Here is a 12807-nt window from a genome sequence, read left to right on the forward strand (position 1 = left end):
CGCCGTGCGCGGCTACGCCCTCGGCGGCGGCCTCATGCTCGCGATCGCCCAGGATCTGAGGATCGCCGAGACCTCGGCGCGCTTCGGGCTCCCCGAGGTGACGCTCGGCTTCAACCCGAGCTATGGCATCGGGCGGCTGCTCGACATCGCGGGCGGCGCGCATGCGCGCGACCTGCTGCTCACCGGCCGCACGGTGGACGCGGCGGAAGCCCACCGGATGGGCCTGGTCACGCGGGTCGTCGCCGACGGCACGCTGGAGGCGGCCGCGGCCGCGATGGCGGCAGAGATCGCGCGGAATCCCCCCGGGGGGCTCGCCGCCAGCAAGGCCATCGTGGCCGACCTCCGCGCCGGGCGGCCCGGTGGCGCGGCCGAGGCCTATGCCGCCGCGCTCAGACGGGACGAGGCCGCGAAGAGCCGCATCGCCGCCTTCATCGCCCGCGGCAAGAAGGGAGGCGCCTGATCGCACGCCCCTCCCGGAAACACCTCTTCTGAGAAAGGACTGCCCAATGGCCGCCACGCTGCCGATCCTCCCGACTCACGTCATGGGGAGCCACGGCTTCCCCGGCTGGTTCTGGACCGCGCTGGACAAGATCAAGGCGGGCGAGTATGGCCAGACCGACGCCCGGGAAACCTTCGACGATGCCACGCAGCTCGCCATCCGCGACCAGGAGCGCGCGGGCATCGACGTCATCTGCGACGGCGAGATGCGGCGCTTCTTCTTCGTCCAGACCTTCTACGGGAAGATGGAGGGGCTGGAGCAGCTGGACCCCCTGCGCAAGACCGGGCTCTACGCCTACGACAGCGTGCCGCGCTACCGGCCCACGCGGCGCATCACCGTACCCAGGGGTCTCGGGACCGTGGAGGAGTTCAAGTATCTCCTGACCCAGACCGACAGGCCGGTGAAGGCCACCTGCCCCGGGCCCGTGACGCTGTCGATCCACATCCAGACGCGGCCCGGCGATGCCTACGACAACGACCGGCTCGCGCTCTGCTGGGATCTGGTCCCCGCGGTGAACGCCGAGCTCAAGGCGCTGGCAGCGGCCGGGGCCACGTGGATCCAGGTGGACGAGCCCTCCGCGGCCATCGTCCCGGGGCAGGCCGCCGAGTACGTCAAGATGTTCAACGCCTGCGTGGAGGGGGTGGAGGCCAAGCTCGGGCTGCACGTCTGCTTCGGCAACCTGCTCTCGCGGCCCCGCGGGAAGCGGTCGTACCGCTGGATGTTCCCGGCGCTGCTGGAGGCCCGGTGCCAGCAGTTCGTCTTCGAGTACGCCAACCGCGAGATGGCCGAGATCGAGATGTGGAAGGAGATCGGCGTGGACCGGGAGGTGGCCTGCGGCGTGGTTGACGTGAAGTCGTTTTACATGGAGACTCCCGAGGACGTGGCCGAGCGGGTGGCGCTGTGCCTGGAGCACATCCCGGCCGAGCGGCTCTCGCTCGTCCCGGACTGCGGCTTCTTCCCGGTGCCGCGCTGGGTGGCGTTCGAGAAGCTCAAGCGCCTGGCGGCGGGGGCGAAGCTCGCGCGGGGGCGGCTCGGTGGCTAACCAGGAGACGACGAAGGAGGGCTCTATGGGAACCAGCAGGCGCGACTTCCTCAAGCAGGCCGGAGCCGGGGTGGCCGCAGTCTCGGTGGTCGGCCTCCCGGCCGCCGCCCGGGGCCAGGCCCGGCCGGGCGTGCCCGCGACCCCCGTGAAGATCGGCGTGCTCCCGATCCGGGCCGGCATCGCCGCTCCCGTGGGCGCGGCCGGGCTGCGCGGGACGGAGTGGTGGGCCGAGCGCGTGAACAAGTCCGGAGGGATCCTCGGCCGGCCGGTGCAGCTCGTGGTCGAGGAGGAATCGAACCCGAAGGACACCGTCGAGCGCTTCAGGAAGCTCGTGCTGCAGGACAAGGTGGACATCGTCCTGGGCGGCATCTCCACCGGCGTGACGCTGGCCCTGGGGCAGGCCGCCGAGGAGATGGCCTTCCCGTGGCTGTCCTGGGACGGCACCACCCAGAAGGGCGTGGACGAGACGATGCCGAACCCGAAGTGGGCCTTCCGGAGCGTGGACAACGAGGTCGAGGCGATCGCCGCGGGCATCCTCACCGCCAAGTACTTCAAGGGCATCAAGACCGTCGCCGGGATCAACAACGACTACTCCTACGGCCACGACTGCTGGCAGTCCTACCAGGCCGTCCTCAAGAAGCTGGGGGTCGAGGTCAAGCCCGTCCTCGAGCTGTTCCCCAAGCTCGGGGTCACCGACTTCACCTCGCACATCGCGGCCATCCAGCAGGCCAAGCCCGACCTCCTGATGACCTCCTTCTGGTCCGGGGACGCGACCATCCTCTTGAAGCAGGCCGCGGCGGTCGGCCTCTTCAAGACCATGAAGGGCGTCTTCACCACGGCGGGCGGCGTCCACGACTCGCTCAAGAAGCAGTTCACGCCCGAGGGGCTGCTGCTGGGCTACAACTCCATGTACTTCGACGACCCCAACGGCAGCGCGCTCCTCAAGCAGTTCGTCCGCGAGTACAAGACCAAGTACAACGAGTACCCGCCCTACGAGTGCGACCACGCCTACTTCTGCGCGGAGTCCTACAAGGTCGCCGTGGAGAAGGCCTACGCCGGGGCCAGGCAGTGGCCGGCGAAGGAGCAGCTGGTCAAGGCGCTGGAGGGCATCGAGGTGGAGTCGCTCTCCGGCAAGCGCTCGTGGCGCGAGGACCACATCCAGATGTGCAACTTCTACCAGGGTCTCACGACCCACAAGAACGGCTACGACTTCGTGACGATCAACCCCATCGAGGTGGTGTCCACCAGGCAGGCGATGAAGCCGGCGGGCGCCAAGCTCCTTGACTGGATCAACTCCTGGAAGCTCTAGCAGGCTGCTGAAAAAGGCCCATCTGCTTCGTTGGCGCCCTCGGCCGCACGCTCAACGTACAGGGAGTACGCCTCGCGTGCGACCGTCGGGCGCCGCCTCGCATGTGGACCTTTTTGAGCAGCCCGCAGGCTTCCCCCGAAACCCGCGAGCCTGACCGGCGCGATCCCGATCCAGATCGTGACCCAGCACGTCGTCAATGTGGTGATGAGCGGCGTCTTCCACGCCGCCATCCTCTTCCTGGTCGCGGCCGGGCTCCAGGTGGTCTTCGGCGTCCAGAAGATCTTCAACCTGGCCTGCGGCTCCTTCTACGCTCTGGGCGCCTACGTGGGCGTCTCCGCCGTGCAGGCCTTCACCGCCGCCGGCGGCCCGCCCTGGCTGTTCGTGCTCCCGCTGGCCGCGGCGGGGCTCGGCGTGGGCGCCGTGGGCGTCATCGTCGAGCGCGGGCTGCTGCGCTTCGTCTACGACCGCGACGAGACCTTCCAGCTCCTCCTGACCTTCGCGGTGGTCCTGATGATGGAGGACGCCCTCCGGCTGACCTGGGGCACCGCCCCCCGCTCCACGTCCGCGCTCTACCTCACCTACGGCCAGGTGCGGCTCCTCGGGGCCGCGGTCCCCGTCTACAACCTGATCGTCATCGGCGCGAGTCTCGCCATCGCGCTGGGCATCGGCTGGCTCTTGACGCGCACCGTCTTCGGCCGCATCATCCGGGCCACCGCCGACAACCGCGAGATGGCCGAGGCGCTGGGCGTGGACATCGGGCGTGTGTACGCCCGGGTCTTCACGCTGGGCACCGCGCTCGGCACGCTGGGCGGGGCGCTGGTGATTCCCGCCACGGCGGCCATGAGCGAGATGGGCATCGAGCTCATCGTCGAGGCCTTCGCGGTGGTCGTGATCGGCGGCCTCGGGAGCATGCGCGGTGCCTTCGTCGGCGCGCTCGTCGTCGGCATCCTGCGCTCCGTGGCGATCTCCGTGTACCCGGAGCTCGAGATGCTCGTGATCTACCTCATCGTCATCGCCGTGCTGGTGCTTCGCCCGCGGGGCCTCTTCGGGGGCGCCGCGGCGTGACCGGACGCGTGGTCCTGGCGCTGGCGGGGGCCGCAGCGCTCGCCTTCCCGCTGGTCGCGCCGACCTACCACACCCTCCTCATGCTGCCGTTCATGGCCTATGGTGTCGTCCTCCTGGGACTCAACCTGCTCTTCGGCTACTCGGGCCTCGTCTCCTTCGGACATGCGCTCTTCATCGGCGTCGGCGCTTACGCGGGGGCCTTCCTCACGGGGCGCTTCGGCGTGCGGCACCTCGAGGCGATCGTGCTGGTGGCCGGGGGGCTCGGCGCGCTGGTCGCGATGCCGGTGGGCGCCTTGTGCGTCCGCTACGTGAAGATCTACTTCGGCATGCTCACGCTCGCCTTCGGCATGGTCTTCTACACCTTCCTCCTGAAGTTCTACCGGCTCACGGGCGGCGACGAGGGCATGCCGGTGCTCCGCCCGTTCCTGCTGGGGCAAGATCTCGGCGCCATGCCGAAGACGGACTACCTGGCGGGGCCGTACTACTACTACTCGCTGGCCGTGCTGGTGGTGGCCGTCCTCGGCATGTGGCGCATCGTCCACTCGCCCTTCGGCCTGTGCCTGAGGACCATCCGCGACAACCCGGTCAAGGCCGAGACCCTCGGCGTGAGCGTCACGCGCTACCGCTGGTTTGCCTTCGTCATCTCCGCCGCGTATGCCGCCGCGGGCGGGGCGCTGCTGGGCCCGCCCACGGGCAACGTGGACCCGACGCTCGCCTACTGGACCCACTCGGGCAACATCGTCTTCATGACGCTCCTGGGCGGCTTCGGGAGCTTCTTCGGGCCGCTCCTCGGCGCCTTCGTGTTCATCTACCTCCAGGACTTCGTCATGTCCCTGGTGCCGTACTGGCGGCTCGTTTTCGGCGCCATCCTCGCCGCCATCGTCATCTTCGCCCCCGGCGGGCTCATGGGGCTCTTCGCCCGCGGCCGGCCCGTCGAGGTGGCACGGGGATGATCCTCCAGGCCGAGGGGGTGCGGAAGTTCTACGGGCAGTTCTGCGCGCTGGACGGGGTGAGCTTCGCCGTCGCGGCGGGGGAGTTCGTCTCGATCATCGGCCCCAACGGCGCGGGCAAGTCCACCCTGATCAACGTCCTGACGGGGGTGCTCAGTCCCAGCGCCGGGACGGTGCGCTTCAAGGAGCGCGACATCCGCGGCATCGGCCCGGTGGCCCTGGCCCGGCTCGGCATGGCGCGCTCCTTCCAGCTGGTCCAGGTCTTCCCGGACCTCACGGTGCTCGAGACGCTGCAGGCCGCCGTCATCTCCCGTCTCGGCCGCGGCATGCGCCTCTTCGCCTCCCTCCGGCGGGACCGCGAGGTGCAGGAGGGGGCGCTGGAGGTGGCCGAGCTGTTCGGGCTCGCAGGGAAGCGGCACGCGCTGGCGAAGACGCTGCCCCAGGGGGACAAGAAGCTCCTCGACGTGGCCTCGGCCTTCGCGCTCCGCCCCGAGATCATCCTGCTCGACGAGCCCACGAGCGGCGTGAGCACGGCCGACAAGACCGCCATCATGGAGATCCTGGTGGCGGCCTCCCGCCGCATCGGCATCCGGGCCATCCTCCAGGTCGAGCACGACATGGACATCGTCTTCGGCTACTCGGACCGCATCATCGCCCTGCACCAGGGTCGGGTCCTGGCCGACGCCTCGCCCGCCGAGATCCGGTCCGATGCGCGCGTGGTGGACATGGTGATCGGCCGCAAGCACGCCCCGGGGCGAGCGCCGTGAGCGGCGAGATGCTCGCGGTGGAGGCGATCGACGTCTACATCCACGCCAGCCACATCCTCCGGCGCCTTTCCGTGGAGGTGGGCGCGCGCGAGGTGGTGTGCCTCGTGGGCCGCAACGGCGCCGGCAAGACCACGACGCTGCGGGCCATCATGGGCTATCTCCGCCCGCGGGCCGGCAGCATCCGCTTCAAGGGCGCGCCGATCGACGGTGTCCCCACCCACGAGATCGCGCAGCGCGGGATCGCCTTCGCGCCCGAGGACAGCGGCATCTTCGCGGACCTCACCGTGGCCGAGAACATCGAGATCTCCACGTGGACCAGGCCCGGAGGCCGCCCCGCCGCGGAGCGCCTCGAGCTGGCCTACGGCATCTTCCCGGTCCTGCGCGGCTACGCCGCCCGCAAGGGCCCGGAGATGAGCGGCGGCGAGCGGAAGATGCTCACCATCGCGCGCGCCCTGGCGCTGGACCCGGACATGCTCCTCCTGGACGAGCCCTTCGAGGGGCTCTCCCCCGCCATCATCCCGGCGGTGAGCGAGGGCATCGCCCAGATCACGCAGCTCGGGCATGCGATCCTCATGGCCGAGTCCAACATCCACCACGTCCCGGAGTTCGTGGCGCGGCTCTACGTGATCGAGCGGGGGGAGATCATCTTCGCGGGCCGGCCGGAGGAGGTCCACGGAGACCGCGCGGTGATGCGCGTCATCGGAGGGGCCGCGTGAGACGCGGGGCCGCCGGCCGCGGTGGGTCAGCGCATCGTCTGCCTGATCTCGTCGAGAACGGGCAGGATGTAGCCGCGGAACTGGGCGGGGTTCTCGCTCATGGGGAAGTGGCCGATCTCCCGCATGATCGTGAGCCGGGCGCCGGGGATACGCTCGGCCGTCCAGCGCGTGTCCCCCGGCGTGCAGGAGAAGTCGTACTCCCCGGTGAGGAGGTAGAGCGGGCAGCGCGAGGTGTCGATCTGGCCCACCCGATCCCGGAAATCTCCGTCCACCCGATAGAAGTAGAGGTCGCCCCTGAAGATGCCGGGGCCGCCCTGCATGTAGCCCCAGAGCGTGTCCCAGCGCGTCTCGGCCGGGCTCTGGGGGGCGATGAGCCCGGACATGAGCGCTCCGCACACCTCGCCCCCGTGGACGTCCGGCCGGTGCAGCCACCCCGTGTCGTCGTACCAGGGCGCCTGGTAAGCGGCCGACTCGAGCCCGATGAGCGCCCGGAAGCGCTCCGGGTGCAGCCGGGCCAGCTCCAGCACGATCTTGCCGCCGATGGAGCAACCGAGGACGACCGGGCGCTGGAGCCCGAGCGCCTGGCAGAAGGTCAGGATGAGGCTCACATACCCCGCCGTGGTGAGCCGGTACTCGACCTCCTGCCAGTCCGGAGGCGGCAGCGACTTGCCGTGCCAGGGCATGTCGAAGGCGAGCACGCGGTAGTGCCGGGTCACCGCCTCGTCGTTCATCAGGTGGCGGAACTGCCGGCCGTCGGCGCCGGCGGTGTGCAGGCAGACCAGCGGGATGCCCTGCCCCGCCTCCTCGAAGTAGACCCGGTGGGGACGCCCGTCGAGGGTGAGGCGGAGATAGCGGCCGACGATGGGCTCGAGCGGCGCCGGCAGCTCCAGCGGTGCGGGAGGGCTCTCCGGCATCCCGGATCTCGTCGGGGCGTCCGTCCCGGCGGCGCCGCCGCGTCCCGAGTGCTCCTCGCCGCCGGCCGCCCGCGCCCGGCGCGGCGCCGCCAGCACGTCCGTGACGAAGCGCAGGTGGGTCATGAGCGGGACGAGGTCGCCCTCGACCCGTGCCACGCCGGCCTTCTTCATGGCGAAGAGATCGTGATAGCCGGGCGCCGGGACGGGTTCCCAGAAGCGGCGCCACGCCTCCCCCGCGGCGCGCACGGCGAAGGACCACGAACGCATGAGGAACGGCCCGCGTTCGACCGCGGCGATGCGCCCCTCGGCCACGCGGACGAGGTACTGCGCCTCGTCCACCTCCACGAGGAAGGTCGTCGTGAGGGAGCGGCCACGCCGCAAGAGCGCGGCATCCCCATTGACGAGATCGGGCAGCGCGGCGATGCTCGCGTGGACGTCGCTCCCAACCATGCCCGGCATTATAGTCCATGACGAGGAGGAATCCCGGATGGAGGTGACACCATGACGCCTGGGCTGCCGCTCATCCCGTCTACCGTCTGTGGCTCGCATGGCAAGGCCGGCTGGTGGTACGCCGCCGTCAAGGCCTTCGAGGCGGGCCAGCTGGGCCCCGGCGACATGGAGGAGATGTTCGCCGACGCCGCCGACACGGCCATCCGTGACATGGAGCGCGCGGGGCTCGACATCATCACCGACGGCGAGGTCCGCCGGCTCGACGGCTATGTCGACTCCTACTACGCCATCATCAAGGGGATACAGCCGCTTCCCGTGAGGCGAAAGGCCGGCCCCTGGGGCTATGACCAGCAGACGCGCTACGAGGCCGTGGGGCACATCGAGACCCCGCCGGGCGGGCTCGGCATCGTCAAGGAGTTCGCCTACCTCAAGGCCCACACCGCCAGGCGCACCAAGGCCACCTGCGCGGGGCCGCTCACCTTCGGCTCCCGCATCCATCCGGGCCAGACGTACAAGGGCGTGGTGGACGTGGCCGAGCGCTTCGCCGAGGTGATCAACGAGGAATTGAAGGGGCTCGTCGCCGCCGGCGCCGACTTCATCCAGATCGACGAGCCGGCGCGCGGCAATGTCCCGGGGCAGGAGATGGCGCGGCTCTTCAACCGCGCCACCGAGGGGGTCAAGGCGAAGCTCGCCTTCCACGTCTGCTTCGGCAACCGCTTCGGCCGCTCGCGCTTCGACCGCTCCTACCGCCCGTACTTTCCGGGGCTCCTGGAGGCGCGGGCCGACCAGTTCGTGCTGGAGTTCGCCGGACGCGAGCTGTCGGAGCTGGACCTCTGGAAGGAGTACGGACAGGACCGCGAGCTGGGGGCGGGGGTCATCGACGTCAAGGGTTTCTACCCGGACACCCCCGAGGAGGTCGCCCGGCGCATCCGCCGGGTGCTCGCGGTCTGCAGGCCCGAGCGCCTCTACGTGAATCCCGACTGCGGCTTCGGCTGGTCCCCCCGCTACATGTGCAACCAGAAGATCCGGGCGCTGGCCGCCGGCGCGGTCCTCGCGCGCCAGGAGCTCGCCGGACAGGGGTGACGACGGGGAGAGGGGCGAATTGACACGCGGCGCTCCGACGAGTACCGTTAGTCAGGATTCTGACCACATCATCATCAGAGGAGACCAGATGAAGACGCTCCCCCTGGCCGAGGCCAAGGCGAAGCTCAGCCGCCTGGTGGACCGCGTGGCGAGCCTGGACGAGCAGGTCCTCATCACCCGAAACGGGCGGCCCGCCGCCGTCCTGCTGAGCCCGGACGAGTACGAGGAATGGACGGAGACGCGCGCGATCCGGTCGGATCGCGAGCTCATGGCCGAGATCCGCCGCGGGCTGCGAGGGCTCAGGAAGAAGGGGAAGATCTACACGCTGGAGGAGCTGCTTCCCCGCGAGTAGCGGACCGTGGAGCCCACCTGTCGCCTCCGGATCCCGGGCTCCCTCGAGGCGCTGATCCGGAGTCTGCATCCCGAGCTCAAGCGCAAGCTTCGCGCAGCCCTGGACGTGATCCGGGCGGACCCGGCCGCCGGAAAGGAGCTCCGCGATGAGCTCGCGGGGCTCCGGGGCTTTCGGCTCGGTCGGTTCCGGATCGTCTACCGGCTGGGCCCGCGGCGCCTGATCGAGCTGGTCGCCATCGGGCCCCGCCGCAGCATCTACGAGGAGACCCTGCGTCTCGTGCGCCGCGACCGCGAACGGTAACACCTCCCTGGCCGCGTGTAGAACCGCTCTCCGCCAACGCTCCGCGCAGGCGGAATACCTGAGTGGTGGCGGGGCGCCCGGGCCCGGGCCTCCCCCGGGCGACCACGGTCGTGCTACAGTCCCGCTCGGGGGGACCACAGGAGGGAGCGCGCGGATGGCAGGTCAGAGGCAGCCCGCGGCGGGCACGGTGGAGGTGCGGGAGAGCCACCGCTTCGACGTGGCCGCGCTCGAGGTGTACCTGAGGGCGCACGTGGCGGGCTTCTCGGGCCCGCTCACGGTGCGGCAGTTCCAGGGCGGCCAGTCCAACCCGACCTACTATCTCCAGACGCCCGCGCGGGAATACGTGCTCCGCCGCAAGCCGCCGGGCAAGCTGCTGCCCTCGGCGCATGCGGTGGACCGGGAATACCGCGTGATCACGGCGCTGGGAACCACGGGCGTGCCGGTGCCGAGGACCTATGCGCTCTGCGAGGACCCGCAGGTGGTGGGCACTGCCTTCTACGTCATGGAATGCGTGCACGGGCGCGTCATCACCGACCCGCGGCTGCCGGGGATGAGCCCGGCCGGGCGCACGGCCACCTACGACGCCATGAACGACGTGCTGGCGCGCCTGCACAGCGTGGACTACAAGGCGGTGGGGCTCGGCGACTTCGGGAGGCCGGGCAACTACTTCGCCCGTCAGATCCACCGCTGGACCTCCCAGTACCGCGCCTCCGAGACCGAGACGATCGAGGCCATGGACCGGCTCATCGGGTGGCTCCCGGGCCACATCCCCCCGGACGACACCACGACCATCGTCCACGGTGACTACCGCCTCGGGAACATGATCCTCCACCCCACGGAGCCGCGGGTCCTGGCGGTGCTGGACTGGGAGCTCTGCACCCTCGGGCATCCGCTGGCGGACCTCGCCTACAACTGCATGCCCTACCATCTGAGGGCGGACGTCATGGAGGGCTTCGAGGGGGCGGACCTCCCCGCGCTCGGCATCCCCTCCGAGGAGACCTACCTCGCCGCCTACTGCCGGCGCACGGGACGGCCGGCCATCGAGGACTGGGACTTCTACGTCGCCTTCTCCATGTTCCGGCTGGCCGCCATCGCCCAGGGCATCATGGGCCGGGTGCTGGCCGGCACCGCCAACGATCCCAACGCGCGGCTGCGCGGCGAGCGGGCGCGGCCCCTCGCCGACGCGGCCTGGGCCATCCTGGCCCCGCGCGCCACCTGACCGCACCTCACCCCCTAGCTCGCCCACGCCAGGAGAACGCCATGTCCACCCCGGTCGAGTACCAGCGCCGCGGCGCAGTCGGCATCATCACCGTCAACAACCCGCCCGTCAACGCGCTCTCCACCGCCGTGCGCCAGGGGATCGCCGATGGGCTCGCCCAGGTCGCGGCCGACCCCGAGGCCCGGGCCGCCGTCATCATCGGCAGCGGGCGAACCTTCATCGCGGGCGCGGACATCCGGGAGTTCGGCAAGCCGCTCCAGCCGCCGGATCTCAACGAGGTGATCCGGCGGATCGAGCAGAGCACGAAGCCCGTGGTGGCGGCGCTGCACGGCACGGCGCTCGGCGGCGGCTTCGAGGTCGCGCTGGGCTGCCACTATCGCTGCGCCGTGCCCACCGCGCAGCTGGGCTTCCCCGAGGTGAAGCTCGGCCTCCTGCCCGGAGCCGGCGGCACCCAGCGGCTGCCGCGGGTCGTGGGCGTCGAGGCCGCGCTCAGGATGATCACGAGCGGCGATCCCGTTCCCGCAGCCCAGGCCAAGGCGCTCGGCCTCGTGGACGAGATCGTCCCGGGCGAGCTCCTCGACGGCGCCGTGGCCTTCGCCGAGCGGCTCGCCGCCGAGGGGAAGCCCCTCCGGAAGATCTCGGAGATGCAGGACAAGGTGGGGGGCGTGGCGCCAGGCGTCTTCGACGAGTTCCGCAAGGGGCTGGCGAGGAGCGCCCGCGGCTTCGAGGCGCCCCAGCGCTGCGCCGACGCGGTCCAGGCGGCGGCGACGCTGCCCTTCCCCGAGGGACTCAAGCGGGAGCGCGAGCTGTTCACGGGGCTCATGCAGGGCACGCAGTCGAAGGCCCAGATCCACGTCTTCTTCTCCGAGCGCGAGGTGACGAAGATCCCCGACGTGCCCAAGGAGACGCCGGTCAAGCCCATCGGGCGCGCGGCCGTCATCGGCGCGGGCACCATGGGCGGCGGCATCGCCATGAACTTCGCCAATGCCGGCATCCCCGTGCGCGTGCTGGAGATGTCGCAGGAGGCCCTCGACCGCGGCCTCGCCGTCGTCCGGAAGAACTACGCCGCGACCGTGGAGAAGGGGCGGCTCTCCCAGGCCGACATGGACAGGCGGATGAGCCTCATCGGCGGCACGCTCTCCTACGACGAGATCGGCTCGGCCGACATCGTGGTGGAGGCCGTCTTCGAGGAGATGGCCGTCAAGAAGCAGGTCTTCGGCGTCCTCGACAAGGCCGCTCGCCCCGACGCCATCCTCGCCACCAACACTTCCACGCTCGACATCGACGAGATCGCCTCCGCGACCTCGCGGCCGGGGCAGGTCATCGGCACCCACTTCTTCAGCCCCGCCAACGTCATGCGCCTGCTGGAGATCGTCCGCGGCGCCCGGACCTCGAAGGAGACCATCGCCACGGCCATGGAGCTGGCGCGGAAGATCCGCAAGGTGGGCGTGCTCGTGGGCAACTGCGACGGCTTCGTGGGCAACCGGATGCTCCACAGCTACATCCGCGAGGCGGAGTTCCTCCTGGCGGAAGGCGCCCTGCCCCAGCAGGTGGACAAGGTGATCTTCGGTTTCGGCCTGCCCATGGGGCCCTTCACCATGGGCGATCTGGCCGGGCTGGACGTGGGCTGGCGGATCCGCAAGGGCAAGGCGGCGAGCCGCCCGAAGCATCTCCGCTACTCGCCCATCGGCGACAGGATCTGCGAGATGGGGCGCTTCGGCCAGAAGACGGGCGCCGGCTGGTACCGCTACGAGAAGGGCAGCCGCACCCCCATCCCCGATCCAGAGATCGAGGCGCTCATCGTCAGGACCTCGAAGGAGCAGGGCATCGAGCGGCGGCAGATCTCGGACGACGAGATCCTCAAGCGCTGCATGTACCCCTTGATCAACGAGGGCGCGAGGATCCTCGAGGAGGGCAAGGCGCTCCGCGCCAGCGACATCGACATCATCTACATCTACGGCTACGGCTTCCCCGTCTACCGCGGCGGCCCCATGTTCTACGGTGACACCGTGGGTCTCGACCGCGTGTACGACGACATCTGCGCCTTCCAGAAGGTCCACGGCGAGTTCTGGCAGCCGGCGCCGCTGCTGGAGCGGCTGGCGCGGGAGGGCAAGCGCTTCCGGGACCTGTAGCGTCGCGGC

Annotated in this window: 13 protein-coding genes; 12 read left to right on the forward strand and 1 reads right to left on the reverse strand. The window is 70.3% G+C overall.

Going from position 1 to position 12807, the window contains the following annotated elements; translation table 11 throughout:
• From HYV93_11100 to HYV93_11130, 7 genes are all read left to right on the forward strand, one after another.
• The coding region (locus HYV93_11100) for an enoyl-CoA hydratase/isomerase family protein (protein ID MBI2526523.1) at positions 1 to 460 on the forward strand (460 nt) is incomplete at its 5' end.
• A 46-nt stretch (positions 461 to 506) separates the two neighbouring features.
• Complete coding sequence (locus tag HYV93_11105) at positions 507 to 1541, forward strand: methionine synthase (GenBank protein MBI2526524.1); 1035 nt, start codon at positions 507 to 509, stop codon at positions 1539 to 1541.
• 25 nt (positions 1542 to 1566) lie between these two features.
• Positions 1567 to 2850, forward strand: coding sequence for an ABC transporter substrate-binding protein (locus HYV93_11110; protein MBI2526525.1), 1284 nt, complete (start codon positions 1567 to 1569; stop codon positions 2848 to 2850).
• A 204-nt stretch (positions 2851 to 3054) separates the two neighbouring features.
• On the forward strand, positions 3055 to 3915 hold the full coding sequence (locus tag HYV93_11115; protein ID MBI2526526.1) for a branched-chain amino acid ABC transporter permease: 861 nt from the start codon (positions 3055 to 3057) through the stop codon (positions 3913 to 3915).
• Positions 3916 to 3995: 80 nt separating this feature from the next.
• A complete protein-coding gene (locus tag HYV93_11120; protein MBI2526527.1) occupies positions 3996 to 4868 on the forward strand; it encodes a branched-chain amino acid ABC transporter permease in 873 nt (290 codons plus the stop codon).
• Positions 4865 to 5632 (forward strand): ABC transporter ATP-binding protein, encoded by a 768-nt coding sequence (locus tag HYV93_11125; protein MBI2526528.1) that lies wholly within the window; start codon positions 4865 to 4867, stop codon positions 5630 to 5632. Before HYV93_11120 ends, HYV93_11125 begins: the two co-directional genes overlap by 4 nt.
• Positions 5633 to 5640: 8 nt before the next feature.
• Positions 5641 to 6348, forward strand: a complete 708-nt coding sequence (locus tag HYV93_11130; protein MBI2526529.1) for an ABC transporter ATP-binding protein — start codon at positions 5641 to 5643, stop codon at positions 6346 to 6348.
• Positions 6349 to 6374: 26 nt separating this feature from the next.
• Here the strand turns inward: HYV93_11130 and HYV93_11135 are convergent, their stop codons facing one another.
• Positions 6375 to 7232 carry an alpha/beta hydrolase gene (locus HYV93_11135; protein ID MBI2526530.1) on the reverse strand — a complete coding sequence of 286 codons (858 nt, stop codon included), beginning with the start codon at positions 7230 to 7232 and terminating at the stop codon, positions 6375 to 6377.
• A 531-nt stretch (positions 7233 to 7763) separates the two neighbouring features.
• On the opposite strand from HYV93_11135, the gene HYV93_11140 reads away from it, so the two are divergent.
• The 5 genes from HYV93_11140 (at position 7764) to HYV93_11160 (ending at position 12798) form a co-directional block, all read left to right on the forward strand.
• On the forward strand, positions 7764 to 8795 hold the full coding sequence (locus HYV93_11140) for a methionine synthase (GenBank protein ID MBI2526531.1): 1032 nt from the start codon (positions 7764 to 7766) through the stop codon (positions 8793 to 8795).
• 88 nt (positions 8796 to 8883) lie between these two features.
• Positions 8884 to 9147, forward strand: coding sequence for a type II toxin-antitoxin system Phd/YefM family antitoxin (locus HYV93_11145; protein MBI2526532.1), 264 nt, complete (start codon positions 8884 to 8886; stop codon positions 9145 to 9147).
• A gap of 30 nt (positions 9148 to 9177) precedes the next feature.
• A complete protein-coding gene (locus tag HYV93_11150; protein MBI2526533.1) occupies positions 9178 to 9447 on the forward strand; it encodes a type II toxin-antitoxin system RelE/ParE family toxin in 270 nt (89 codons plus the stop codon).
• 154 nt (positions 9448 to 9601) lie between these two features.
• A complete protein-coding gene (locus HYV93_11155; protein ID MBI2526534.1) occupies positions 9602 to 10666 on the forward strand; it encodes a phosphotransferase in 1065 nt (354 codons plus the stop codon).
• Positions 10667 to 10707: 41 nt separating this feature from the next.
• Positions 10708 to 12798 (forward strand): enoyl-CoA hydratase/isomerase family protein, encoded by a 2091-nt coding sequence (locus HYV93_11160; protein MBI2526535.1) that lies wholly within the window; start codon positions 10708 to 10710, stop codon positions 12796 to 12798.
• Positions 12799 to 12807: the final 9 nt, after the last annotated feature.

Source organism: Candidatus Rokuibacteriota bacterium (genome assembly GCA_016188005.1).
Lineage (GTDB): Bacteria > Methylomirabilota > Methylomirabilia > Rokubacteriales > CSP1-6 > UBA12499.

Bases quoted from the DNA above. Each gene is read 5' to 3' on its own strand.
- HYV93_11115 (MBI2526526.1), top strand. From the start codon at position 3,055: ATGAGCGGCGTCTTCCACGCCGCCATCCTCTTCCTGGTCGCGGCCGGG.
- HYV93_11145 (MBI2526532.1), top strand. From the start codon at position 8,884: ATGAAGACGCTCCCCCTGGCCGAGGCCAAGGCGAAGCTCAGCCGCCTG.
- HYV93_11120 (MBI2526527.1), top strand. From the start codon at position 3,996: ATGCTGCCGTTCATGGCCTATGGTGTCGTCCTCCTGGGACTCAACCTG.
- HYV93_11110 (MBI2526525.1), top strand. From the start codon at position 1,567: ATGGGAACCAGCAGGCGCGACTTCCTCAAGCAGGCCGGAGCCGGGGTG.
- HYV93_11160 (MBI2526535.1), top strand. From the start codon at position 10,708: ATGTCCACCCCGGTCGAGTACCAGCGCCGCGGCGCAGTCGGCATCATC.
- HYV93_11155 (MBI2526534.1), top strand. From the start codon at position 9,602: ATGGCAGGTCAGAGGCAGCCCGCGGCGGGCACGGTGGAGGTGCGGGAG.
- HYV93_11105 (MBI2526524.1), top strand. From the start codon at position 507: ATGGCCGCCACGCTGCCGATCCTCCCGACTCACGTCATGGGGAGCCAC.
- HYV93_11140 (MBI2526531.1), top strand. From the start codon at position 7,764: ATGACGCCTGGGCTGCCGCTCATCCCGTCTACCGTCTGTGGCTCGCAT.
- HYV93_11125 (MBI2526528.1), top strand. From the start codon at position 4,865: ATGATCCTCCAGGCCGAGGGGGTGCGGAAGTTCTACGGGCAGTTCTGC.
- HYV93_11130 (MBI2526529.1), top strand. From the start codon at position 5,641: ATGCTCGCGGTGGAGGCGATCGACGTCTACATCCACGCCAGCCACATC.